Source organism: Formivibrio sp. oc-25 (assembly GCF_055810895.1).
In genome coordinates this window covers 1-24425 of record NZ_JBVVOL010000007.1, presented here as the reverse complement: position 1 = coordinate 24425, position 24425 = coordinate 1, and the positions used below count along the sequence as shown (strand labels likewise).

Genomic DNA, 24425 nt, shown 5'->3' with positions numbered 1-24425 from the left:
TTAGTTCCTCGCTCGGCAGATCAGCGCCAGCAACCAGACGAACCCCACACCACTCAGCATGGTGAGCCCAAAACTCTGCAAGGCAGGCGTGGCACTCAGCGCGAGCAGGCCGAAGGAAAGCAGGGTGGTGCAGGCTGCCAGGGTGATACCCAGCCGGCCGCGCCGGTCATGCGGGTTTTCCTGCAGGAACACGCCGTAATCGATGCCCATGCCGAGCATCAGCAGCAATCCGACCAGATTGAGCAATTGCAGCGGCTGGCCGATCAGCCCGAATAGTGCCAGTGTCAGCAGGCTGGCAGCAGCAGGGGGCAGCAGAATGCGCCAGCTTTGCCGCCGGTAGCGGGCAAACAAGAGAATCAATGTCGCGGCATAGGCGGCCAGCAGTACCCACGACAGTAATACGCGGTAGCGGCCGAACAGCCGGGAAATTTCCGCCGGTTTGTCGATCCAGCGCACGCCGTTGCCGGCCAGCGCAGCAAGCGATTCGGTCACCGTGGGATCGTTCAGCCCCTTGAGCAGTACCATGCTGCCGACGCCACCATCCGGCCCTTGCCCCAGCCAGAGATGGCGCGAGGCCTCAGCCGCCGGCGAGGTCTGCCACTGCGCATGATCGAGCACGGGTGCCTGTGGCAACTTGGCCCAACCATCAGGCAGATCGAGTTCCCGGGCGAGTTGCGCGCGCGCACCGCGCAGTGCCTCCTGCAAGCCCCGGTCGGCTTGCTGCTGCGCCTGCGAGGGCAACCAGCGGCTGATGGATTCGAACCCGCTCAGTTGCCCGCGCTGTACGAAACCGGCCAGCGCATGGCTCAGGGCTTCTTCGCGCTGTAGCACGGTTTCCACATCCGGGCCGGTCACGATGAACATCTGTGCCGGGCTGGGCAGGCCCAGAATCCGGCTTACCGCAGTCTGCTCGGCCAGCAAGTCAGGGTTCAGGCCGGCCAGTGCCCGGATGTCATCATGGATTCTGAGTCGGGCCATGCCCAGCAGAGTGAGTAGCAGCATGATGAGCCCGGCCACGATCAGCGTGCGTTTTGCCGGTTGCCAGTTGCGTGGGCTGGAAAGATAACGCCTGGCCAGCGCTGCCGGCGCCATGCGGGCTGGCGCCAGCAGCGGGAACCAGAGCATCACGGCCAGCCAGGCGGCAACGATGCCGCTGGCGGCGAAGATGGCCATCTGCATCAGCCCCGGAAACGGAGTCAGGGCTAGGCCGAGATAACCCAGCACGGTGCTGGCCATGGCCAGCAGCATGCCCGGCAGCAGCTTGCGATAGCGTTCCAAAACGGGCGTATCGTCGTTCAGGGCATGGATCAGCGCATGCAGGGCGTAATCCACCGACACACCGACCAGACTGGCGCCGAATACCAGGGTCAGCGTGTGGACGCGCTCGAAACTGGTAAAGGTGATGGTCAGGGCGGCCAGCAGGCCGGTTCCCAATGCGAGCAGAACCAGTACCGGTGCCTGCCAGCCACGCCAGACCAGTACCAGCAGCAACAGGATGCCGATCATGCCGCCAGTACCGATCAGCGAGATTTCCTGTTGCGCCGTCTTGCTGGCGGAAGCCGCATGCAGGATCACACCGGCGCGACGGATTTCAATGCCCGGTTCGCTTGCCTGCACCGTTGCAGCGATGGTTTCCAGCATCGGCACGATACGCTGTTGCAGATCGAGCGAGAACGCGCTGCCATCCAACGCATAGAGCAACACGGCATGGTGCATGCCGCCATCCTCGACCATCAGCATGCCATCCTGCGGGCGCACCCGGGTGCCTGCCGCCAATTCCTGCAGCCAGTGGCCGTAATTGCCGAATGGGTCATCTTTCCATGCCAGCCCGCCTGCGCTGAAGGGGGAAAAGGCCAAGGCCATGGCCTGATCGACTGCGGTCTGCTGCGATATCTCCTTGAGCTGCAGGCGATCTTGCGGCGTGAGCAGGCCATGGCGGTAAGTCAGGTAGAAATCGCGCAGGCCGGCCAGATCCGATGGCTGGGTTTGCGCGCGCAACGGAAGCTCAGTCAGCCGTTTGGCATAATCCTGTGCGGCATGGATGGCGCGTGCGGCGTCGCGGTGGCCGATAAGGATCACGAGCTGGCGCTCGCCACGCTGGTTGAGCCGCCCGAGCGCCGTTTCGGCCAGCGGATCGCGCTCGTCATGCGGCAGCAGGGCGAACAGATCGCTGTCGATACGGCTGACGATACTTCCGCGTTGCAGCCACAGGCTGGCAGCGGCCAGCAGGCACCCCAGCAGAAACAGCCCGGCGGCGAGCCGGTGCCAGGATGCCTTATTCAAATTCTGCGACCTCGGCTGGAGTGAGCGCCTGTGCGGCGGTCATTCGCAGGAATTCGATCCGGGTGGTGTCGCCCGTTTCCGTCTTGAGGAGGATTTCCTCGGCGTGGCTGCTGCCTTTGAGTTCGATGCGCTGAATCATGCGCGCAAGCGCCGGCTCGCGCGGGGTGAGTTGCAGCGCCCAGCCTGGCTGGCCATCGCGCCGGGTCAGCGATCCGGTATGGCTGAAGTGGCGCTCCAGCGTGGCCAGATCGCCGGCAAACAATGCAAACAGCACGCTGCCGATGGTCTTGACCACCGGTTCTTTCTCGGCAGAAAGGCGCGAGAGAATCTGCTGGCCATCCTTCTGCACGATTTCCTGCCGGCTGACGCGCAAGGTGCCGGCAATCGGTTTTTCCGTTTTCCATAGCACGCCGCGGCTCTTGTCGACCAGCATGCGCCCGCTCGATTTGAGCGGCTTTTTCAGTCCGGCCAGTTCGCGCGTCTGCACGAATTCTCCACGCAGTACCGGGGCAGGGTTGAGTTGCTGCTGAATGCGGGCGATCAGCTCATCGGCGAAGGCCCCTGCGCTGGCGAGCAAAAAAAACAGGGCGATCAGGCAGCGTCGCATGGCATGGGCACTCCGAGTTTTTCAAACAGGATGGTGGGCGAGATAAAGCACATCGCCATCTCCGGCAGTTTCACCGCCACCTGCACGGTGTGGCCGCGCGTCAGGCGCTCGCCAGTTGCGCTGTCGCGGATATCGTATTTGATCTTGAGGCGGTTTTCCCACTCGACCAGTTCGGCGCGGATGGTGATGCGCTGCTGGTAAACCAGCGGGCGGATATAGCGCACGGCCATGTCGATCACCGGCCAGGCGTAGCCGGATTCACGCATCTGCGGATAGTCGTAATCAAAACTTTGCAGTAGTGCTGTGCGCGCATGCTCGAAATAACGCGGGTAATTGCCATGCCAGACCACTTCCATCGGATCGAGGTCGTGAAAGGGTACGACCCACTCGACCTCAGCCTTGCGATGATGCATACGGCCTCCAGGTGTTGCGTTGCAGGTCAGTCAGCAACCGGCGCAGCAGGGGTTCGAGCGCGACATCCTCTTCGATGAACGGGATTCTCGATTCCAGATCGGCCAGGAAGGTGGCGGCTTCCATTTGCAGGGGCAACGCGCCTTCCGGGCGCTGGCGGCGCAGGGCAATGCCCTGACGCACGGTGATCAGCATGGCCACCACCACTTGCTCGGTCAGGGTGAGCACGCGCAGGGCATCGCGCGCGGCAATCGTACCCATGCTGACCTTGTCCTGGTTGTGGCACTCGGTCGAGCGCGAGAAAACGGACGCTGGCATCGTGTGCTTGAGCGCTTCTGCGGTCCAGGCTGATACGCTGATCTGCAGCGCCTTCAGGCCATGATTGATCGCCGCACGCGCACCGCTTGCGCCCGACAGGTTGGCCGGCAGGCCATGGTTGAAGCGGGCATCGACCAGCAAGGCCATCTGGCGGTCGAGCAGGTCGGCCACATTGGCGACCAGATTCTTGAGGCTATCCATGGCAAACGCGATGTGGCCGCCATAGAAATGCCCACCATGAAGCACGCGCTCGCCGCTACCATCGATGATCGGGTTGTCGTTAGCGCTGTTGAGCTCATTGGTAACCAGCATGCGCAGCATGGGCAGGGCGTCTTCCAGCACACCGATTACATGCGGCGCGCAGCGCAGCGAGTAGCGATCCTGCAGTCGGTGATCGTTGCGGCTGGCCTGCCCGTCGCCCAGGTCGGCGCGTAGCCGCCCCGCCACGGCTTGCAGGCCGGGGTGGGGTTTCACCGAGAACAGCGTTTCGTCGAAGTGATGCGGATTGCCGCCGCTGGCTACCACTGCCAGCGCGGTGATACGCGTGGCGAGCCTGGATAACTGGTCGGTGCGATCCAGTGCCAGGCAGGCCAGCGCAGTCATTACGGCCGTGCCGTTCATGATGGCAAGACCTTCCTTGGGGCGCAGCCGCAGCGGTGTCAAGCCGCAGGCTTTAAGTGCTTCGTTGGCGGGAATGATTTCGCCGTGAAAGCGGACCTCGCGCTCGCCGCACAGGGCCGCGGCGACATAGGAAAGCGGGGTAAGGTCGCCACTGGCACCGACCGAGCCCTCGGACGGAATCAGCGGCAGGATGTCGTGTTCCAGCAACGCCTGCAATTGTTCGAGCAGCGCCCAGCTTACGCCGGAATATCCCCGGCTGAGCGAGGCCAGCCGGGTCGCCAGGATGGCGCGTGTCGCGGCTTCATCGAAATATTCGCCCAGTCCGCAGCCGTGGTAGGTGTAGAGGTGATGCGGCAGTTCACTCACCAGTTGTGGGGGTATCTCGACTGTGCATGAATCGCCGTAGCCGGTCGTCACGCCGTAGATCACGCCGTCTTCCGCCAGCAGGCGGTCGAGAAAGGCTGCACCGGCATCGATGCGTTGCCGGAATTCCTTGGAGTCATCGAGCACGGCGTGTGCCTCAATGCGGGCGATACGCACAATGTCGTCGGGTGTCAGCGGCGCGAAGCCGAAAACAATTTTGGGTAATGGGGTCATGTCGGATCACGTGGAGCCGGGGTATCGGCCCAGAACGGAAAAAAGTTGAACCATTGCAGCGGCGCTGCTTCGCACTCGGCTTCCAGCAACCGGGCGTACTCGGCTACCAGAAGTTGGGCAGCCTCGGCGCGGTTGCGGCGCGGCAGGCGGATATCGTCAGCCAGCGGGGTGACGCTCAGGTGGTAGCTGTCGCCGCGACGGCTGCCGAAAAGTGCCAGCAAGGGGCAGCGGAAAATACTGGCCATCAGCCAGGGTCCCAGCGGAAAGCGTGCCGGCGCGCCGAGAAAATCGCAGTGCACCACTTCGTTTTCATTGATCACCGGAATGCGGTCGCCGGTGATGACGACAAATTCGCCGCGATCGATACGCTCGGCCAGCATGGCGGCCATCGCGGTATCGATCTCGCCGACCTGGATCAGGTTGAGCGCGGCATCCGGGTTGGCCTCATGCAGCATGGCGTTGAACTGACGCGCATGCGCCGTGTGGACCAGCACGTTGATGCGGATATCGCCACGCGCCCGTGCCAGGAGCCGGCACAGTTCGAAATTGCCGATGTGCGCGGTAACGAAGACTGCACCCTGGCCCTTGGCCAGCAACGCCTGGATATGGGCTTCGCCATCGAGCGTGTGCCGGATGGCATCAAGCGCTTCGGGTCGGGTGATCACCAGCTTTTCCAGCAGGGTTTCGGCAAAGGCGCTGAAGTGCCGGATCACTAGCCGGATCGACGGCGCTGGTGTCTTGCCCTGGCTGTGCGCATGCAGCCTGCGCAGGTAATCCATCGAGGCGTTTCGTGCCACCGGATGGCGCCAGACATGCCAGGCCAGTACCGGCCAGGCGCACAACCGGAACAGGCGCAGGCCACCGAGCCGGTAGATGCCCAGCAGGATGCGCGTGCCGGTCTGCGAGGTAGTTTCGCGCAAGGCGGCCCAATGCATCAGCGCGCCCCTTTGCGCAAGCGCCACAATAACCGTGGCAGGCGCGGCAGCATGCCGAAAAACAGCCGCGTATGCATCAGGCTGATGCGCAGGTTGTCGCGCAACACATCGAAATGCGATACGCCATCGAGCGGGTAGAAAACCCGCACCGGCAGATTGACGATGGGAATGCCGGCCCAATCCAGGCGTACCAGGATTTCAGTATCGAAATCCATGCGCCGACCGATATGCGCATGATTTGCCACCGCCAGGGTTGGCGCCAGAGGGTAAAAGCGGAATCCGCACATCGAATCGCGGATACGCAGCGAGAGTGTGTTGATCCACACCCAGACATGCGTGGCATAGCGTCCGTACAGGCGTGCGCGCGGTACGGAAGCATCGTAGCGGGGATAGCCGCAGATCACGGCCTCGGGCCGGGCCATGCAGGCAGCCACAAAGGCCGGAATGGCATCCGTATCGTGCTGGCCATCGGCATCGACCTGCAGCGCATGGGTGAATCCGTTATCTCTCGCGAGCTGCATGCCGGCCAGCACCGCGCCACCCTTGCCCTGATTCTCCGGCAGCCGCAACAGGGTGATGCGATCGGGCTGGCTGAGCTGCAATGCTTCCAGCGCCTGCCGACAACCCGCATGGCTGCCGTCATCCACCAGCAGGCAATGCAGGCCGTGTGCGAGCACCTGCCGCACCACCATGCCGATGGCGTGTTCGTGGTTGTAGACCGGGATCAGCACACAGAGCTTCATGCGGTTTTTTCACCCAGGCGAATCCTGCCGCTGGCATGCACACCGGCTGCGGACTGGTAGCGGAACTGTACTTGCTGCTTTTCGGGCAGGTAATCCAGTTGCAGATCGACCACCAGCCCGGGCTGCATGATCTTCTGGAACTTGATTGCATCCATGCCCCGGAATTCACCCGGCGTATCCAGCAGGGTGGTGGCGAAATGCACGGCCCAATCGAGCTGCGCCACGCCGGGCAGGATGGGCAGGGTGGGGAAATGGCCGTCAAAACAGGCCAGGTCCGGCGTCAGCTCAAGTTGCAGTTTCAGCCCGGCGCCGATGTTTTCCTGTTGCAAAACTCTTGGCAGGCGCGGCTTCTCGATAAACAGGTCAGCCAGCGCGGCATCGGTGGTTTTTCCCATGTGATTCACCGGTAACTGGTCGACAAAGCGCCAGCGTCGCGGCAGGGCTACACGCTCGAAAGCGCTGGCCAGATGCGCGCGCAGGGCTTGCCCGAGCGCGAATTTGCCGTGACGGGCAAGTTCGTTTTCGCCGGATTCGGACAGCACCACGACGGCGGCCAGTTGGGTGCGCACGCCATCGAGCGGCACGATACGTGCCTCGCTGATTCCAGCGTGTTGCTCCAGATGGCATTGCAGGGCCGTGAGCGATATGCGTTTTTCCTCGATCTTGACGATGCGGTCGCTGCGGCCCTGCAGCACGAATCCGTCAGCGCTCAGCCGGGCAAGGTCGGCAGTGATGAACCAGCCCGCATCGGGCAGGAAGGGCGAACGTACCGCCAGATGCCCGGTGTCCTCCAGACGGATTGCCACGCCTGGCTGCACAGTCCATGCGGCTGCGGGATCGCTGCGCCGGGCAATGCCACCGGTCTCCGAGCTGCCATAGATTTCCGTTACCGGAGCATCCAGGCAGATCCGGGCATCAATCGCGGCCTGCGCAGGCAGTGGCCCGCCCGAGGAAAACACCTGCTGGCAGTGCGACGGCCCGGGCCAGGCAAGTTCGGTCGGCAGGCGTTTGAGGAAGGCCGGGCTGGAGACCAGCACATAATCATCCCGGGCCGAGAGCAGCGCTTCCGGGTAGGCAATCGTGCTTGCCAGTGCGGCCTGCCCGCGAGCCAGCGGCCACAGAATGCAGAACAGCAGGCCGTACAGGTGCTGGTGACTTACGGTGGTGTGGAATTTCCAGTCGTGCCGTAGCCCGGTGCCGAAAACCTGCTCCAGTACCTTCACTTCTGCATCGAGCTGGCGCAGGGATTTGACGAGACTGACCGGCTCTCCGGTCGAGCCGGAAGTGAAGACTTCCACTACGGCTTCGGTCTCGGCGATGGTTCGCAACGGTATCGCTGCATGCTCCGGCACCGGGCCGCTCTGGTCAGCGCCGGGCAAATCGCCGATCAGCAGCGCGCCGCGTGCCTGCAGCCGCTGTGCTGTAGCGGGCGTGGCATCGCCGGGCAGGATGGCGCAACGGCCGGCTTGCCAGATGGCAAGCAGCCAGATGGCAAACAGCACGGGGTCGAGCAGGAACAGCGCGACGGGCGCGGCCGGTTGCTGTCGCAGCCAGCCCGCAGCCCGTGCGATATCTGCCTTGAGCCGATGGGCAATGCCATCATCTCTGGATTCGGTCAGCAACTGGCCGAGCGGGCACGCTTCAGCCATGGATCTTGCTCCTGACACGGCAGCGCACCAGATATTCCCCCGCGAACATCAATCCTGTCAGCAGATAGGAAATGGCGCCGTTGTAGACCGTCCAGATCATGCGCGGCTGTTGCGTGGTCCACAGCGCGATCAGGCCGTTCAAAACGAAGAAAAGGCACCAGGCGATGGTCACCTTGCGCGTGTAGGCAACGGCGGCAGGCGGCAGATCGGGCTCGCGCAGGCGGGCAATACGTTCGATGAGGGTCTGGCGGTCGCGCAGGCTCAGGCCGAACACAATCAGAAAAGCGGCATTGACCAGTACCGGATAAAACAGAACCGGCAGCTCATGACGTGCCACGATCGCTGCCAGACCCAGCAGCGTTGCGCCGACCAAGGCCCAGCGCGGCAGTTGCAGCGCGCTGGCGCCACGCCAGGCAAGCGGGATCAGCAGCAGGCCGGCGGGCCAGAAGGGCCAGCCTTGCAGTTGTGCAATCCAGAACCAGCCCGGGATCAAGAGGCCCGGCAGCAGGGCGAACCAGCCGGGCATTATTGGTAAAGCGCGTGAACGGCGTCGACCACATCCTGCACCGTGCGCACGGCCTTGAAAGCTTCGGGCTGCATGCGCTTGCCGGTGTGCTGCTTCAATTGCACCATCAGATCGACGGCATCGATGCTGTCGATATCGAGGTCTTCATACAGGCGCGCTTCGGGTGTGATGCGGACTGGATCGATCTCGAAGGTTTCGTGCAGGGTCTTGACGATCCAGTCGTGAATTTCCTGTTTTTGCATGGGTGTTCCTGATACTTATTTGGTTCGGTTACTGGCAACAAAACTGGCCAACGCGGCAATCGAGGCAAAATGTTTGCGGGTCTCAGAGGAATCGGCCGACAGGCTCAAGCCATAGCGGCGTTGCAGGGCCACGCCCAGCTCCAGCGCATCGATCGAATCCAGCCCCAGGCCTTCGACAAACAGCGGGGCATCGGTATCGATGTCATCGGGCTGGATATCTTCCAGATTCAGGCTGCTGATCAGCAATGCCTTGATCTCGGTGATCAGGTCACTCACGTTGTGCTACCTCCTTGTAGAAATAGTTTTCCAGATATTCCGTCAGACGGCGCGCCTGCCGGGCGGGCTCATCCGGGCCGGTTATCTCGCAGGCTGGCGGCAAATCGTCCAGCACGGTCAATTCGTATACGGGTTTGCGCGGCGGCACCTTGTACCACGGTTGTCCCTTGGTCAGAAAGGTTTCCGCGCAGCGAATGATAACCGGGGTAATGGCCAGATTGCCGCGGCAGGCGATATTCGCAGCGCCGCGTTGAAACGGGCGTTTTTGTCCGGGCAGGGTGCGTGTGCCTTCGGGGAAAATGATCAGGTTATTACCCTCTTTTATCGAGGCAATGCCGGCTTCGACCATTTCGGGGCCGTTGGCATTGCTGATGAATCCGCTTGCCCGCACTGGCCCCCAGGTAAACGGATTACGCCATAGCGCCGCCTTGACGATGCAGTCGGGGCGCTTGACGGCGGAAATCAGCATCACCACGTCGATCAGCGAAGGATGATTGGCCAGGATCAGCAATCCACCTCGCTGCAATTTTTCACGGCCATGGATGACACAGCCTATGGCACCGGTGATGCACATCAGGGCGACATGAAGCTGAAAACTTCTGTGGATGAGTTCCCTGGCCAAGCCCTGGCGGCGTTGTCTATCCGGAATCAACAGCAGCAAAGGCATGGCAACGCCGGCGATGGCCAGGCCGCCAGCGCCAAACATCACAAAACAGAAACCGGTCGCGAAAATGCGCCAGATTTGACCCGGATTCGGCATGATTCAACCCGTATTTCTTCGCCGCCAGTGCAGGGCGCAGGCATCTGTGCCCCAGGCTGGTTGCTGTGGGTCGATCAAAAACAGGAAAAGGCCAAGCAGTTCCGGCAGTGCAGGCAATGCGGATGTTCCTATTTGCGCGGCAGGCGTGAATTCATCACCGACCACCAGTTCGGCGGCCCAGGCGAACGGCGCCTGAGGTTCATCGGCATACGGTGCGTAGCATTCAGGCAGGATTTCGTCGCAAGCGACGACCAGAACCGATTCTGCGCCATCGGCCAGCAAACCCAGCGCCTCGACCAGAATGGCCTGTGCGGTTGCTGCGCCCCCTGCCAGTGCGGTGACGTTGGCATGGCTTGTCTGGGCAATCGTATGGAGCCCGATCGTGGCGTTGTGCACGGAGAGACTGAACGATTGTGGCGATACGCTGCCTTCTGCAATCAATTCGCGGATCAGCCCCAATGAGCGCTGGGTCTCGCCGTGACGGGAGGCAAAGATGATGGGTGTATCTGCCGCTACATCCTGAGCAACGCTGGCCAGGCTTTCGAGCGCCATGCGACCCAGCCGCAAGGTTCGTCGTTTCAAGAGTGGTGGCAGGTGTGCCGCAGCCGGCGCGGTGTCTCCGGCAGGCAATTGCGGATTTATCCGCCATTCGAGCCAGTCCTGTTGGCTTTCCAGACCCGGAGCCCAGGCTGCCCATTTGCGTACCGAAAAACCGGGCGCGGATCCGTGGATGAAATGCATGGCGCGATGTGTGGGTGATTTACAAAATTTTTCGATTCTAACAGAAACCGGTGCTGCTACTTGCGTGTACCTGCCTCGCGTATTTCTGGTCCTGCTAAGAGCCTGTTCACGATCATTTCACCGCAGCGTTCAGGGCAGTGCCGGATAGAGGCCAAGGCACAAGCCGTGCCGTGGTACGTGTACCACAAGCGGTTTGTAACGCCGGCGGCTGCCGGCAATGGCCGGAACCCGCCGGGCCAGGCAGGAAAATGGCCATCCACTGCGTTGAACGTCTTGGAAATAACCCGTTATTGCCAGCGTCGTTCGCCTTGTGGCCAACCCTTTTCCTGTCTGGCGCTGCGGTGAAAAGATCGTGAACAGGCTCTAAGCGACAAACTTCAGCAAGGAGTGACAAATGCCCAGATTGTCGCGGATATCGGCGAGCTTGAGTCCGGCCTTGTCTGCGCAGGCGATATAGTCGCTGGCCCGGTACATTTTGCTGCAACCACTGGCCATGGTCGTGAAATATGGCGAGGTGTTGATCAGGCAATAGGCGGCCACATCATGCTGCTGCCGATCCCAGAATGTATCCAGCACATATACCGCACCGCCTTCTGCCAGGCAGCTCGCCGCGCGCTTGAAGATGCTGGTGATCATGTCCTTGCTGAAGCACGACAGGAACTGGCTCATCCAGATGGCATTCTGCCCAGCGGGAAAGGCGGCTTCGGTGTCGAGCAAGTCGATGGCGTGCAGGTGTGCCCGTTCCAGCAGGCCGGCCTGACTGAGTGTGTTTCTGGCTTGTTCAAGCTGGATAGGCAGATCAAGCAAGGTCAGCTGTGCTTGGGGTGCAGACTGAAGGCAATGCAATGCCCATTTGCCGGTATTCGCGCCGATATCCATGATCCTCCGGGGCTGGTCTGCCAAGACATGAGGCAGGGCATCAGGAAAGGCGGAGTCCGAATAGTAGTGGTCAAACTCGAACCAGGCGGTGCGCGCCGGCTCGGGCAAGGCCGACAAGCCCTCGTAGATGCTGGACCAGGGGCCGAGGTGTTTCAGCCCGGCGGGTTTGGCCGTTTTCAGGCTTTCTTCCAGATCGTTCAGGCCCAGATAACACACATCCTGGATGTAGTTCATGTTTATCTGGGTGAGGTGATCGCGGGCAATGAAGTAGCCGGTTTTCTCCAGCAGATAGCGTTCATTCTCCAGACGAACCAGACCTGCGCTCAGGCAGGTTTCCATCAACACGCTGACTGCGTATTCGCTGAAATGGTGTCTGGCGGCAAGCTCGGCAATCGATAAGCCTGCATCGGCAGTATCCAGACTGGCCAGCATGCCGCTATCCCTGGCAATGCGCGCGCATTGGAACACCACGGGGCCAAAGGCAATTTTTTGCGCTTCAAAGCGCGCAGTCAGCGCGCCCATGTCTTCGGAGAATCGTTTGCTGTGTAGCGTTTTCATATTCAGAAGAGCCTAATCCGTTTCGCGCGCGGTAAAGCCGGTGACATCCTCGATCTGGCAAGGATTTGCTTGCAGTTTTTCGACCCTGGCATGCGGCGGACCCTTGCCGACCCAGTCTTGCAGTGCATCCACCAGGCTTTCCGGACCTTGGGCGTGGATTTCAACGCTGCCATCGCGCAAATTTCTGACCCAGCCTGAGATGCCAAGCCGCTGCGCTTCGCGGCAGGTGAACCAGCGAAATCCCACACCCTGCACACGGCCGAAAACCTGAATCCGTTTGGCGATCATTGCGTTGCCCATGAAAAAACCGCTGCATTGGATCATGCAGCGGTTTGATGGTGATGGCGATTACTTGACTCGCATTCCAGGTTTCGCACCTTCATCCGGCGTCAGGATGTACAGACCACCATCACCGCCCGCGGCCAGCACCATGCCCTCGCTCATGCCGAACTTCATCTTGCGCGGCGCCAGGTTGGCAACCATCACGGTCATGCGGCCAACCAGGTCTTCCGGCTTGTAGGCCGATTTGATGCCGGCGAATACGTGGCGGGTTTCGCTGCCGATGTCGAGTGTCAGCGATACCAGCTTGTCCGCGCCTTCCACCGCCTTGGCTTCAACGATCTTTGCGACGCGCAGGTCGATCTTCATGAAGTCGTCGATGGTAATTGTCGGTTCAATTGCGGGGATGTCGTATTCAGGCTTGGCTTGTTCAGTCACGGCGGGTTCCAGGCTTTGTTTGTTGGCTTCAACCAGTGCATCGACCTGTTTCGGGTCGATGCGGGTCATCAGGTGTTGATAGGTGTTGATCGTGTGGCCGGTCAGCAGCGTGCTCGCATCACTCCAGACCAGCGGCGCGATGTTGAGGAAGGCTTCAACTTCCGTTGCGAGCTTGGGCAGCACCGGCTTCAGGTAAATGGTCAGCAGGCGGAAGGCATTGATCAGCACCGAGCAGACCTGTTGCAGCTCGGCATCGCGGCCTTCCTGCTTGGCCATTTCCCACGGCTTGTTCTGATCGACATACTGGTTCACTTCATCGGCGAGCGCCATGATGCTGCGGATGGCTTGGCCATATTCGCGCGCCTCGAAGGTCTTGGCGATTTCATCGCTGGCAGCTTGCAGGCGGGCGAGCAGAGGTTGCTCGCCGAGATCGGCTGCCAGTTGGCCGCCGAAACGCTTGGCGATGAAACCGGCGGCACGGCTGGCGATGTTGATGTACTTGCCTACCAGATCGGCATTTACCCGGGCGACGAAGTCTTCCAGATTCAGGTCGATATCTTCGATCTTGCTGTTGAGCTTGGCGGCGTAGTAGTAACGTAGCCATTCGGCGTTCATGCCCTGATCGAGGTAGCTCTTGGCGGTGATGAAGGTGCCGCGGCTCTTGCTCATCTTCTGGCCACCGACAGTCAGATAGCCGTGTGTAAACACGCCGGTCGGTGTGCGCAGGCCGGCGTATTTCAGCGTGGCCGGCCAGAACAGGGCGTGGAAATACAGAATATCCTTGCCGATGAAGTGATACACCTCGGTCTGGGAATCCGCTTGCCAGTATTCGTTGAAATCGAGGCCGTTCTTGGTGCAGTAGTTCTTGAACGAAGCGAGGTAGCCAATCGGCGCGTCGAGCCACACATAGAAGAACTTGCCCGGCGCATCCGGGATTTCAAAGCCGAAGTAGGGCGCATCGCGCGAGATATCCCAGTCGCGCAGATCGCCTTCCAGCCATTCCTGCATCTTGTTGGCGGCTTCCGGTTGCAGCGAGCCCGGTTGCGCGGTCCATTCACGCAGGAAATTCTGGCAATCGCCCAGCTTGAAGAAATAGTGCTCGGAGGATTTCAGCACCGGCTTGGCGCCGGAAACGACCGAGTAAGGGTTCTTGAGTTCAGTCGGGCTGTAGGTCGCGCTGCAGACTTCGCAGGAATCGCCGTACTGATCCTTGGCGCCACATTTCGGGCATTCGCCCTTCACAAAACGATCCGGCAGGAACATGTTCTTTTCCGGATCATAGAGCTGCTCGATGGTGCGGCTGGTGATCTTGCCGTCGGCCTTTAGTGCCGCGTAGATCTGGTAGACCAGTTCCTTGTTCTCGGGCGAGTGCGTGCTGTAGTAGTTGTCGAATGCGACATGGAAACCGGCGAAATCAGCCTGGTGCTCGGCATTGACGCGATCGATCAATTGTTCCGGGGTGATGCCGGCCTTCTCGGCCGAGAGCATCACCGGCGTGCCGTGGGTATCGTCCGCGCAGACATAGTGGCAGGTATTCCCGCGCATCTTCTGCATCCGCACCCAGATATCGGTCTGGATGTATTCGACGAGGTGGCCGAGATGGATCGCGCCGTTGGCGTACGGCAGGGCAGAGGTGACAAGAATCTTGCGGGTCATGGTGGGCAGACTGTTGCGGGAAAAATAAAGGCGTGATTATAGCGCAGCCAAGACTGATAAACTGAAGGCATCTTTTTCTCGGCAAGTATCATGCGCGGTTTGCTTCAATTCGATTGGCTGTACCTGATCGGTACGGCCTCTTTTACCATTTCCGGCTACCTGATCGGTGCGCGCAAGCATTTCGATCTGCTGGGGGTGATGATCCTTGCTCTGCTGACTGCCATCGGCGGCGGGATGATCCGCGATGTCCTGGTTGCGCGCATGCCGCGCATCTTTATCGACGACAGCCCGCTCTACATCATTTTCGCCACGCTTGCGCTGGCCTGGCTGATCAAGCTGCATCGACGCAATAGTGGCATGCTCTACAAGCTGTTTATCGTGGCCGATTCGATCGGCTTGGTGGCATTCAGTCTGGCCGGCGCCCAGGTTGGCATCAATCTGGATCTCAACCTGTTTGGTGTGTGCTTGCTGGCCTTTGTGACGGCGGTCGGTGGCGGGTTGGTGCGCGACATGATGGTGAATGACGTTCCGTTCATCCTGCATGAAGATTTCTACGGCACCGTATCGATTCTGGTGGCGATCATCTGGTACGTGATGACGCATCTGGGCGTGATCGGTGCGCCAGCTATGTGGTGGCTGTTCCTGTGCGGTTTGATGTTGCGTCTGGTCGCGCATTCGCGCGAATTGCGCTTGCCGAAGGTGAAGCAATGATCCTGCCCGTCGATCCCGAAATGCTGGCGACACTGCTGCGCGAGCGGCTCGATACCGATCACAAGCCGCAAGGTGCTGATCGGCCCGATCCAGTGCCGGGTCGTCCGGCTGCAGTACTGGTCGGACTGGTGCCGCGTGCGAGTGGCGTCACGATCTTGCTGACGCGCCGTGCCGCGCATTTGCCTTCGCACCCGGGTCAGATCAGTTTTCCCGGCGGTGCGCATGAACCGCATGATGTGGATGCGGTGGCGACTGCGCTGCGCGAATCGCAGGAGGAAATCGGCCTTGCGCCCGAGCGGGTGCAGGTGCTGGGCAGTCTCGGCTTCTATCAGACTTCCAGCCGGTTTTGCGTGACGCCCATCGTCGGGCTGGTTTGGCCTGAAGCCGGATTGGACCCCGATCCTTCTGAGGTCGAGGAAATTTTCGAATTGCCGGCGGCACAATTGCTCAATCCGGCCTTGTATGAGCGGCGCTGGGTCGAGCGTGGCAGCCTGCGCATCAAATCGCATTTCATCGAATGCGAGGGCAAACTGGTGTGGGGGGCTACGGCCGGCATGCTGATTGGCTTCGCCCGATTGCTGGGAGCGTTGGGCGAGCCGATCGAACGAGATGATCTGACTTACCATCCGTAGATCAGGAAAACGGCCCTGTTTGCCGACCTTCCATGCAACATCCTGTTGCAAAAGGAAATAGTGCCGCGGTAACGAGAAAATCATCCGGACGTGCTAAAATCCGAGGTTTTCCAAAGTACCCGAATCGATCCATGACCCGCGCCATCCGCAATATCGCCATCATCGCCCACGTTGACCATGGCAAAACCACCCTGGTTGACAAACTTCTGCGCCAATCCGGCACTTTCCGCGAAAACCAGCAGGTTGACGAGCGGGTGATGGATTCCAACGATCTGGAAAAAGAGCGCGGCATCACGATTCTGGCCAAGAACACTGCCATCGAATACGAAGGCGTGCATATCAATATCGTCGACACCCCTGGACACGCCGATTTCGGTGGCGAAGTCGAACGCGTGCTCGGCATGGTCGACAGCGTGCTGCTGCTGGTCGATGCCGTTGAAGGCCCGATGCCGCAGACGCGTTTTGTGACCAAGAAAGCGTTGGCACAGGGTCTGCGTCCGATCGTGGTGATCAACAAGATCGACCGTCCGGGCGCTCGTCCGGATTGGGTGATCAACCAGACTTTCGATCTGTTCGTGAATCTGCATGCCACCGACGAGCAGCTGGATTTCCCGATCGTCTATGCCTCCGCCCTGAATGGCTTTGCCACGCTGGATATCGGTACACCATCCGATACCATGCGTCCGCTGTTTGAAACCATCCTCACGCACGTTGCCCCGCCACAGGGTGATCCGGATGCGCCGCTGCAATTGCAGATTGCCCAGCTGGATTACTCGACCTATACCGGTCGTCTTGGCGTTGGCCGTATCCTGAATGGGCGCATCAAACCGGGCCAAATGGTTGCGGTCATGAATCATGAAGAACAAGTCGGCCAGGGCCGCATCAACCAGGTGCTGGGTTTCCAGGGGCTTGAGCGTGTGCCGGTTGAAGAGGCTGAAGCCGGTGACATCATCATCATTTCCGGTATCGATGACATCGGTATCGGCGTCACAATTTCGGACAAGGAAAATCCTATCGGCCTGCCAGTGCTGACGGTGGATGAGCCGACACTGAATATGGATTTCATGGTGAATACCTCGCCGCTGGCCGGTACTGAAGGCAAGTTCGTGACCAGTCGCCAGATCCGTGATCGCCTGACCAAGGAATTGCTGACCAACGTTGCACTGCGTGTTGAAGATACTGACGATACCGATATCTTCCGCGTTTCTGGCCGTGGCGAATTGCACCTGACCATTCTGCTGGAAAACATGCGTCGTGAAGGCTTCGAGCTGGCTGTTGGCAAGCCGCGCGTGGTGTACAAGGAAATCAACGGCGAGAAGTGCGAGCCGTATGAAAATCTGTCCATCGATCTGGAAGATGCTCACCAAGGCGCCGTGATGGAAGAAATCGGCCGCCGTCGTGGCGAGCTGACCAATATGGAATCCGATGGCATGGGCCGTACCCGCCTGGAATACCATATTCCGGCGCGGGGCCTGATCGGCTTTCAGGGTGACTTCATGACCATGACCCGCGGTACCGGCCTGATGAGCCATGTGTTCGATGACTACGCGCCGGTCAAGCCGGATATGCCGGGTCGTCACAACGGCGTGCTGATCTCGCAGGAAAATGGCGACGCAGTAGCCTTTGCCTTGTGGAATCTGGAAGACCGTGGTCGCATGTTCGTGAGCCCGGGCGAGAAGCTGTATGAAGGCATGATCATCGGCATTCACAGCCGCGACAACGATCTGGTGGTGAACCCGATCAAGGGCAAGAAGCTGACCAACGTGCGCGCTTCCGGTACCGATGAAGCCGTGCGTCTGACTACTCCGATCAAGCTCACGCTGGAGTCGGCTGTTGAGTTCATCGACGATGATGAGCTGGTCGAAATTACGCCTAAGACCATTCGTATCCGTAAGCGTCACCTGTCCGAGAATGATCGCCGCCGCGCTTTGCGTGCCGCCGAGTAATCGTCGACAATAAAACTCCCTGACACTCCCCGATGCGTCGGGGAGTTTTTGTTTCTGGGCCGAAAAAATGAATGAAAGCGACAAGGTACGGATCGACAAGTGGCTGTGGGCCGCGCGTTTTTTCAAGACGCGCTCGATGGCTACCGAGGCGATTGATGGTGGTCATGTGCATCTGAATGGCGATCGGATCAAGCCGGCGCGTACCGTCAAGATGGGCGACATGCTGCGCATCCATACCCAGCATGGCGATTTCGAGGTGCAGGTGCGGATGCTGTCGGACAAGCGCGGGCCAGCAGAACAGGCGCGTTTGTTATATGAAGAAACTGCCGAGAGCATCGAAAAGCGGACAAGGGCAGCAGAAGATAAAGCGCTGGCCCCGCAATTCGACCATCCGGATGTGCGCGGACGCCCCACCAAGAAATGGCGGCGCCAGTTGCACTATTTTGAACGCAATAATTCCTGATGGGAGAAGGCAATGGTGCGTGCATCGAGCTTCATGCTGCTGATGTTTGTGCTGGCCGGATGCACCAAACAGGATGCGACTGCCTTTCCCGGCTATATGGAGGCCGAGTACACGCGGGTGGCGGCGCCGATCGCAGGCCGATTGACCCGGCTGGCGGTGAGCAAGGGGCAGGAAGTCAAGGCCGGCGAATCCCTTTTCGTGCTGGAAGCCGACAGCGAGCAGGCAGGCGTTGCAGAGGCGCAATCGCGGCTTGCGCGCAATGAGGCGCAGTTGGCCGATCTGGCCAAAGGCAAGCGCCAGGAAGAAATCGATGTGCTCAAGGCGCAGCAGCTTGCCGTGCAAGCCAGTCTTGTCCTGGCACAGAGTGACCTGAAACGTCAGAGTGCGCTGGCGCGTTCGGGTTTTGTCAGTACGGCCAGCCTGGAAAGCCTGCAGGCGCGAGTCCGCGCAGAGGCAGCCAGGCTGGAAGAAGTCGAAGCACAGTTGCGCGTCGCGCAATTGGCGGCGCGCCGCGATGCCCGGACTGCGGCCAGGGCCGATGTGGCAACCGCCCAGGCGCAGTTGCTGCAAAGCCAGTGGCGGCTCGATCAGAAAGCCGTCACGGCACCTGTCGCTGCATGGGTGGACGATACACTGTACCGGGTTGGCGAATGGGTGCCTGCCGGCAGCCCGGTGGTGAGCCTGCGTGAAGCGTCTGCGCTCAAGATCCGCTTTTTTGTCCCGCAGGCACAATTGCCGCAGTTTGCCGTTGGGACGGCGGTGACAGTGCGCTGTGATGGCTGCCAGCCGTTTGCCGCACGCGTGCAATATGTGGCTCCGAATGCCGAGTTCACGCCCCCGGTGATCTACAGCCGTGAGAGCCGGGCCAAGCTGGTTTTCCTGGTGGAAGCCCGGCCGGATCAGCCAGCCAGCCTCACGCCCGGCTTGCCGGTAGATGTATTGCCGGGTGCCCAGCCGTGACGCACGCTGCCTGGGCGATCGATGTGCGCGGATTGACCAAGCGCTATGGCGATAAAACCGTGGTGGATGATCTTTGCATGCAGGTCAGGCGCGGCGAAGTGTTCGGTTTTCTCGGCCCCAATGGCAGCGGCAAGACCACCACGATCCGCATGATGTGCGGGTTGCTCACGCCCGATGGCGGGGAAGGGCACACACTCGGCTACGATATCCTGCGCGAGGCCGCTGCGATCAAGCGTGAAGTCGGTTACATGACACAACGCTTTGGCCTGTATGAAGACCTCAGCATCCGCGAAAATCTCGATTTCATCGCCCAGATCTACCACATGGACCGCCGCAGGCCGCGAGTCGATGCGGCGCTGGAGCGTCTCGGCCTGGCATCGCGCCAGCACCAGTTGGCCGGCGGACTTTCCGGTGGCTGGAAACAGCGCCTGGCTTTGGCTGCCTGCATGCTGCATGAACCCAAGCTGTTGCTGCTGGATGAGCCGACTGCGGGCGTAGACCCCAAGGCGCGGCGCGATTTCTGGGAAGAAATCCACCAGCTTGCAGCCGAAGGCGTGACGGTGCTGGTTTCCACGCATTACATGGATGAGGCCGAGCGTTGTCATCGTCTTGGCTATATCGCCTATGGCCGGCTGATGGCGCTGGGAACGCCGAAGGAACTCGTGGCTGATAGCGGAGTTGTAACCTGGCGCGTCAGTGGCGAAGGCTTGCACGAGCTGGCGCAGCAGCTGCGTGACCATCCGGGCGTGGATATGGTGACGCGTTTTGGCAATACCCTGCATGTGAGCAGCGAAGATGTCGCGGCGCTGGAAGTGGCGATTGCGCCCTATAAACACAATCCCTTGCAGTCCTGGGTGGTCGGGGAGCCGGAGCTGGAAGACCTGTTCATCCGCCTGATGATCAAGGCGCGGGACAATTTCCGATGATGAGCCCCGCCCGTTTCAGCCTCACCCGCCTGCTGGCGATCGTAAAAAAGGAATTCATCCAGATCCGGCGGGATCGATTGACTTTTGCCATGCTGGTGGGCATTCCCTTGCTGCAATTGACGCTGTTTGGCTATGCCATCAACGGCGATCCCAAACGACTGCCCACCGTCGTGGTGGTGCACGAGCAGAGCCCATTTTCGCGCAGTGTTGTCCAGGCGCTGGCCAATAGTGGTTACTTCGATATTGTCTCGGTCGGCGGGCGCGATGCAGAGGCCAGCGAGTTGCTGCGCCGTGGCGAGGCACAGTTCGCCGTGACCATTCCGGCAGATTTTTCACGCAAGCTGCTTCGTGGTGAGCGGCCGCAATTGCTGATCGAGGCCGATGCCACCGATCCTTCCGCCACCGGCAATGCCATCGCGGCACTGCAGCAGTTGCCTGCCACCATGCTGCAGCATGATCTGAAAGGTGTGGCCGATCAGCAGTTGGCAGGCAAGGCACCGGTTGATCTGATCATTCATCGCCGCTACAACCCGGAAGGCATTTCGCAGTACAACGTGGTGCCCGGCCTGATGGGCGTGATCCTGACCATGACCATGATCATGTCGACCGCGCTTGGGCTGACGCGCGAAACCGAACGCGGCACCATGGAAAATCTGCTGGCCACACCGGTGAGGCCGCTCGAAGTCATGGTGGGCAAGATCGTGCCGTATATCCTGATCGGCCTGACTTCAATGCTACTGATCCTGGCTGCCGCCAAGTGGCTGTTTGCCGTGCCGTTTGTTGGCAGTCTGTGGCTGTTGGCTGGGGTGGTGCTGGTGTTCATTGCGACCAATCTGGTGGTGGGCATCACGGTTTCCAGCGTGGCGCGCAACCAGATGCAGGCGCTGCAGATGACTTTCTTCTTCTTTCTGCCCTCGATGCTGCTGTCCGGCTTCATGTTTCCGTTTCGCGGCATGCCGCAGTGGGCGCAGTTGATCGGTGAAGTTCTCCCGCTCACACACTTCATGCGCATGAGTCGCGGCATCATGCTCAAGGGTAATGGCCTGGTCGAAATCTGGCCCAGCTTGTGGCCTTTGTTGCTCTTTATGCTGGTGATCATGGCTGTTGGCCTGAAACGTTTCCGCAAGACGCTGGATTGATCGGCACATTTTGATTATCTGTCATGTAAAATATCGCCATCAGTTCGGATGGCCGGTCCATTGTGGATGATTGGCCACGACACATCGAACAGGAATCTTATCGTGCTGCCTACCTTGCAACCCAAACGTCTCTATAAACAAATCGCGGACCTGCTTGCCAGCCACATCAAGAGTGGCGAGTTTGCACCCGGTACCTACCTGCCTGCAGAACGTGATCTGGCGCAGCAGCTGGGCGTCAGCCGTTCTTCGGTGCGTGAAGCATTGATTGCGCTTGAAGTCTCCGGCCTGGTCGAGATTCGTGTCGGCAACGGTGTGCTGGTGCTGCCGCACCGGGAAGAGCACCACGGCAGGGGGGTGCTGGATGAAGAGGAAGACAAGGATTACGACAGCCCGTTCCAGTTAATCGGTGCGCGTGCAATGCTGGAAGGCGAAGTGGCGGCCATGGCGGCTAAAAGCGCTACGCCACAGCAGATTGCAGGCATCGAAGAAGCTGTAAACCGCATGGCTGAAATCGTGAACAGTACAAGCCCGCTCGATGAAGAGCGCTTGTCCGCTGCTGATTGGGATTTCCATATGCGAATTGCGGAATCCACCGGCAACTACGTGCTGGCCGAGATGGTCGAGGCGCTGCGCAAGCGGCAGTTTTCACCGATCTTCCGCCGTACGGAAAAGCATTTCAGCAAGCGCGAGCTCAAGGTGCAAACCGTGGAAGATCACCGTGCCGTGCTGGAAGCGATCAAAGCTGGTGATGCGGATGCAGCACGCGAAGCGATGAAAACCCATCAATCCCATGTGATCAAGCGTTTCATGGTCTGAATTGAATAGATTCTGATATCCAAAAAGGGGCTGCGGCCCCTTTTGCTTTTTGCTGATTCGGTGGCCTTGTGCTTTACCGGCCCCGCGCAAAAAAGCTATCCTCGCGCGCAGTGGTCCGGCCATTAAGCCTTTGATCCATTCGGGCCGTCTGAATAGCTACCCGCCTTGCCTGAGCAGGGCGGTTTTTTTGAAGTGTGTGTGGAGGATGAAATGACTTTTCTTGTAGAGGGAAACGGTGTTTCAGTTTCCGGTCGGCAGCGCATGCCGGTGCGTGCGGATGCGCGAGCGACGGATGATCAGGCTGATGCAAACCAGCCGGATTCCGTGGCAGCCGTGCTCAAGGTGTTTGGCATCCTGAATGCATTGGCCGAGCAGCGCACCATGGGTGTATCGGAAATATCGCAACGCCTGGCCATGCCCAAAGCCACGGTGTACCGATTTTTGCAGACCATGAAGTCGCTGGGATATGTCGATCAGGAGCAGGAAAGTGAGCGCTACAGCGTCACCATGCGGCTGTTTGATCTGGGTAGCAAGGCGCTGGAACATCCGGATCTGCTCAAGATCGCCGATAGGGAAATGCGCCTGCTGTCTGTGAATTGCCAGGAAACGCTGCATCTTTCCACGTTGGTCGATACGGATGTGGTTTACCTCCATAAGGTGGATTCTCCTGGCATCGTCAATCTTGGATTCAGGATCGGCCAGCATATCCCTGCCCATTGTTCTGCCGCAGGAAAAGTATTGTTGGCATTCACGCCGCGAGAAATTTCTGATACGCTTCTATCTGGTCTGCAATTCAGACCAGATGGGTTGCTCGCAAAACAGGGATTGTCTGGGTTTCGGCAAATGCTGCAGCAGGTTTGTCAACGGGGTTATGCCCTGGATATCCAGGAATTTGATCAAAATCTGTGCTGTTTGGCGGTTCCAATCTTTGATTATTTGCAGAATGTTGTCGCTGGTCTAAGCATGGCCTTACCAGTCTTCAGATACAATTCGGTTCGCCAGGGAGAGTACGTATCCATGTTGCACCAAACTGCCCGCAACATATCAGGCCAGTTGGGCTGTGCGCATTATCCCTTCTGACGGACCGGAGCTGATCTCTGCTCCGGTTAACTCAAACCGGCGTCGATGCGGCGTCTTATAGAGCAGGGTTTTTTTACGAATGAAGCGAGTTTGCCGAATCGCCCTACTGGGCGAATGCATGATCGAATTGCGTGGCCAGATGTTCGGCCTGATGCAGCAAGCGTTTGGTGGCGATACCCTCAATACGGCTGTGTATCTCTCACGCCTTGCTAGTCATAAAGGGGTGCAGGTTTCCTATGCAACGGATCTGGGTATCGACCCGTTCAGTGATGCCATGGTGCGCGCGTGGGAAGCGGAAGGTATCGATACCAGCCTGATCAAGCGTGAACAGGGCCGCATGCCCGGCCTGTATACCATCCAGGTGGATGAAACGGGCGAACGGACCTTCCACTACTGGCGCGACATGAGTGCGGCCAAGGCCTACTTCAATGCAGATACCAGTCCGCTGGAAGATCAGCTTGATGATATTGATGCCCTGTATTTCAGCGGTATCAGCCTGGCGATTCTGGATGCGGCTGCACGTGATCGACTGTTCAGCGCAGCAATGCGTCTGCGTGAACGTGGCGGCAAGGTGATTTACGACAATAACTACCGGTCGCGCTTGTGGCCGGTGACGGTTGAGGCGCGTGCCTGGTATGCACATGCCTATGAAATGGCCGATATCGCCATGATCACGCTGGATGATGAAATGGCTCTGTTTGGCATCACCGACGAACAGAAAGCGCTGGAACGTGCATTTTCCCTGCCAACGCCCGAGGTCGTGATCAAGCGCGGTGCGGAACCCGCCATCATTCGCGTTGCAGGCAGTGATCCTATGTATGTGCCGGCATTCAAGGTGGAAAAGGTGGTTGATACGACCGCCGCAGGCGATTCATTTGCAGCAGGCTACCTGTCTGCGCGCTTGACAGGTGCCGATCCGGAAGAATCAGCCCGCAGCGGTGCACGCATGGCCTCGGTGGTGATCCAGTATCCGGGTGCGATCATCCCGCGCGAGGCGATGCCCGCTGATCTGCTTTGAAAAAAACGGCCTGACTGATTTTTTGGACCGGGAGCCAAGGCTACCCGGTTTTTTTAAACGCATCGATTCGTTTTAGGAGGAACCCCGATGCAACAACTGAACCGAGAAGCGCTGGCAAGTGGTGCGCTGAACGTTGCTCACGGTCCGCTATCATCAGGCCCGATCAATATTCTGCAGATAGGCGAAGGCAACTTCCTGCGCGGCTTCGTGGACTG

25 protein-coding genes are annotated in these 24425 nt (G+C 59.7%); 10 read left to right on the top strand and 15 right to left on the bottom strand.

The genetic code is table 11. The features are described from left to right. From AC0KVQ_RS06315 to metG, 15 genes are all read right to left on the bottom strand, one after another. On the bottom strand, positions 1-2283 hold the full coding sequence (locus AC0KVQ_RS06315) for an MMPL family transporter (RefSeq protein WP_473420296.1): 2283 nt from the start codon (positions 2281-2283) through the stop codon (positions 1-3). Further along, a complete protein-coding gene (locus AC0KVQ_RS06310) occupies positions 2276-2890 on the bottom strand; it encodes a LolA family protein (protein ID WP_473420295.1) in 615 nt (204 codons plus the stop codon). Before AC0KVQ_RS06310 ends, AC0KVQ_RS06315 begins: the two co-directional genes overlap by 8 nt. Next, complete coding sequence (locus tag AC0KVQ_RS06305; protein ID WP_473420294.1) at positions 2875-3303, bottom strand: acyl-CoA thioesterase; 429 nt, start codon at positions 3301-3303, stop codon at positions 2875-2877. Before AC0KVQ_RS06305 ends, AC0KVQ_RS06310 begins: the two co-directional genes overlap by 16 nt. Continuing rightward, the gene (locus AC0KVQ_RS06300; RefSeq protein ID WP_473420293.1) at positions 3284-4837 is read right to left on the bottom strand and encodes an HAL/PAL/TAL family ammonia-lyase; all 1554 of its coding nucleotides are present in this window, start codon (positions 4835-4837) and stop codon (positions 3284-3286) included. The genes AC0KVQ_RS06305 and AC0KVQ_RS06300 overlap by 20 nt, the downstream gene beginning before the upstream one ends. Beyond that, positions 4834-5772: an LpxL/LpxP family acyltransferase gene (locus tag AC0KVQ_RS06295; RefSeq protein ID WP_473420292.1), complete on the bottom strand. Its 939-nt coding sequence runs from the start codon at positions 5770-5772 to the stop codon at positions 4834-4836. The genes AC0KVQ_RS06300 and AC0KVQ_RS06295 overlap by 4 nt, the downstream gene beginning before the upstream one ends. Continuing rightward, positions 5772-6515, bottom strand: coding sequence for a glycosyltransferase family 2 protein (locus AC0KVQ_RS06290; RefSeq protein WP_473420291.1), 744 nt, complete (start codon positions 6513-6515; stop codon positions 5772-5774). Before AC0KVQ_RS06290 ends, AC0KVQ_RS06295 begins: the two co-directional genes overlap by 1 nt. Next, entirely contained in the window at positions 6512-8164 is a 1653-nt protein-coding gene (locus AC0KVQ_RS06285; RefSeq protein WP_473420290.1) for an ApeI family dehydratase, read from the bottom strand. The genes AC0KVQ_RS06290 and AC0KVQ_RS06285 overlap by 4 nt, the downstream gene beginning before the upstream one ends. Continuing rightward, on the bottom strand, positions 8157-8690 hold the full coding sequence (locus tag AC0KVQ_RS06280) for a COG4648 family protein (RefSeq protein ID WP_473420289.1): 534 nt from the start codon (positions 8688-8690) through the stop codon (positions 8157-8159). The genes AC0KVQ_RS06285 and AC0KVQ_RS06280 overlap by 8 nt, the downstream gene beginning before the upstream one ends. Next, positions 8690-8932, bottom strand: coding sequence for an acyl carrier protein (locus AC0KVQ_RS06275; protein ID WP_473420288.1), 243 nt, complete (start codon positions 8930-8932; stop codon positions 8690-8692). Before AC0KVQ_RS06275 ends, AC0KVQ_RS06280 begins: the two co-directional genes overlap by 1 nt. 15 nt (positions 8933-8947) lie before the next feature. Next, the gene (locus AC0KVQ_RS06270; protein WP_473420287.1) at positions 8948-9208 is read right to left on the bottom strand and encodes a phosphopantetheine-binding protein; all 261 of its coding nucleotides are present in this window, start codon (positions 9206-9208) and stop codon (positions 8948-8950) included. Next, positions 9201-9968 (bottom strand): lysophospholipid acyltransferase family protein, encoded by a 768-nt coding sequence (locus AC0KVQ_RS06265; RefSeq protein WP_473420286.1) that lies wholly within the window; start codon positions 9966-9968, stop codon positions 9201-9203. The genes AC0KVQ_RS06270 and AC0KVQ_RS06265 overlap by 8 nt, the downstream gene beginning before the upstream one ends. 3 nt (positions 9969-9971) lie before the next feature. Further along, positions 9972-10709, bottom strand: a complete 738-nt coding sequence (locus tag AC0KVQ_RS06260; RefSeq protein ID WP_473420285.1) for a beta-ketoacyl synthase chain length factor — start codon at positions 10707-10709, stop codon at positions 9972-9974. A gap of 363 nt (positions 10710-11072) precedes the next feature. Continuing rightward, a complete protein-coding gene (locus AC0KVQ_RS06255) occupies positions 11073-12146 on the bottom strand; it encodes a class I SAM-dependent methyltransferase (RefSeq protein ID WP_473420284.1) in 1074 nt (357 codons plus the stop codon). 12 nt (positions 12147-12158) lie between these two features. After that, on the bottom strand, positions 12159-12446 hold the full coding sequence (locus AC0KVQ_RS06250) for an acylphosphatase (RefSeq protein ID WP_473420283.1): 288 nt from the start codon (positions 12444-12446) through the stop codon (positions 12159-12161). 48 nt (positions 12447-12494) lie between these two features. Further along, the gene (gene metG, locus AC0KVQ_RS06245; protein WP_473420282.1) at positions 12495-14519 is read right to left on the bottom strand and encodes a methionine--tRNA ligase; all 2025 of its coding nucleotides are present in this window, start codon (positions 14517-14519) and stop codon (positions 12495-12497) included. 90 nt (positions 14520-14609) lie between these two features. On the opposite strand from metG, the gene AC0KVQ_RS06240 reads away from it, so the two are divergent. From AC0KVQ_RS06240 to AC0KVQ_RS06195, 10 genes are all read left to right on the top strand, one after another. Next, entirely contained in the window at positions 14610-15230 is a 621-nt protein-coding gene (locus AC0KVQ_RS06240) for a trimeric intracellular cation channel family protein (RefSeq protein WP_473420281.1), read from the top strand. Then, entirely contained in the window at positions 15227-15862 is a 636-nt protein-coding gene (locus AC0KVQ_RS06235) for a CoA pyrophosphatase (protein ID WP_473420280.1), read from the top strand. The genes AC0KVQ_RS06240 and AC0KVQ_RS06235 overlap by 4 nt, the downstream gene beginning before the upstream one ends. A 131-nt stretch (positions 15863-15993) precedes the next feature. Continuing rightward, complete coding sequence (typA, locus tag AC0KVQ_RS06230) at positions 15994-17808, top strand: translational GTPase TypA (RefSeq protein ID WP_473420279.1); 1815 nt, start codon at positions 15994-15996, stop codon at positions 17806-17808. 67 nt (positions 17809-17875) lie between these two features. Next, positions 17876-18271 (top strand): RNA-binding S4 domain-containing protein, encoded by a 396-nt coding sequence (locus AC0KVQ_RS06225; RefSeq protein ID WP_473420278.1) that lies wholly within the window; start codon positions 17876-17878, stop codon positions 18269-18271. Between the two features lie 12 nt (positions 18272-18283). Continuing rightward, entirely contained in the window at positions 18284-19231 is a 948-nt protein-coding gene (locus tag AC0KVQ_RS06220; RefSeq protein WP_473420277.1) for an HlyD family secretion protein, read from the top strand. Then, positions 19228-20157 carry an ABC transporter ATP-binding protein gene (locus AC0KVQ_RS06215; RefSeq protein WP_473420276.1) on the top strand — a complete coding sequence of 310 codons (930 nt, stop codon included), beginning with the start codon at positions 19228-19230 and terminating at the stop codon, positions 20155-20157. The genes AC0KVQ_RS06220 and AC0KVQ_RS06215 overlap by 4 nt, the downstream gene beginning before the upstream one ends. Further along, on the top strand, positions 20154-21296 hold the full coding sequence (locus tag AC0KVQ_RS06210) for an ABC transporter permease (protein ID WP_473420275.1): 1143 nt from the start codon (positions 20154-20156) through the stop codon (positions 21294-21296). The genes AC0KVQ_RS06215 and AC0KVQ_RS06210 overlap by 4 nt, the downstream gene beginning before the upstream one ends. A 102-nt stretch (positions 21297-21398) precedes the next feature. Continuing rightward, positions 21399-22112 carry a FadR/GntR family transcriptional regulator gene (locus AC0KVQ_RS06205; RefSeq protein ID WP_473420274.1) on the top strand — a complete coding sequence of 238 codons (714 nt, stop codon included), beginning with the start codon at positions 21399-21401 and terminating at the stop codon, positions 22110-22112. A gap of 210 nt (positions 22113-22322) precedes the next feature. Continuing rightward, entirely contained in the window at positions 22323-23192 is an 870-nt protein-coding gene (gene kdgR / locus AC0KVQ_RS06200; protein ID WP_473420273.1) for a DNA-binding transcriptional regulator KdgR, read from the top strand. Between the two features lie 79 nt (positions 23193-23271). Next, complete coding sequence (locus tag AC0KVQ_RS06195; RefSeq protein ID WP_473420272.1) at positions 23272-24210, top strand: sugar kinase; 939 nt, start codon at positions 23272-23274, stop codon at positions 24208-24210. Positions 24211-24425: the final 215 nt, after the last annotated feature.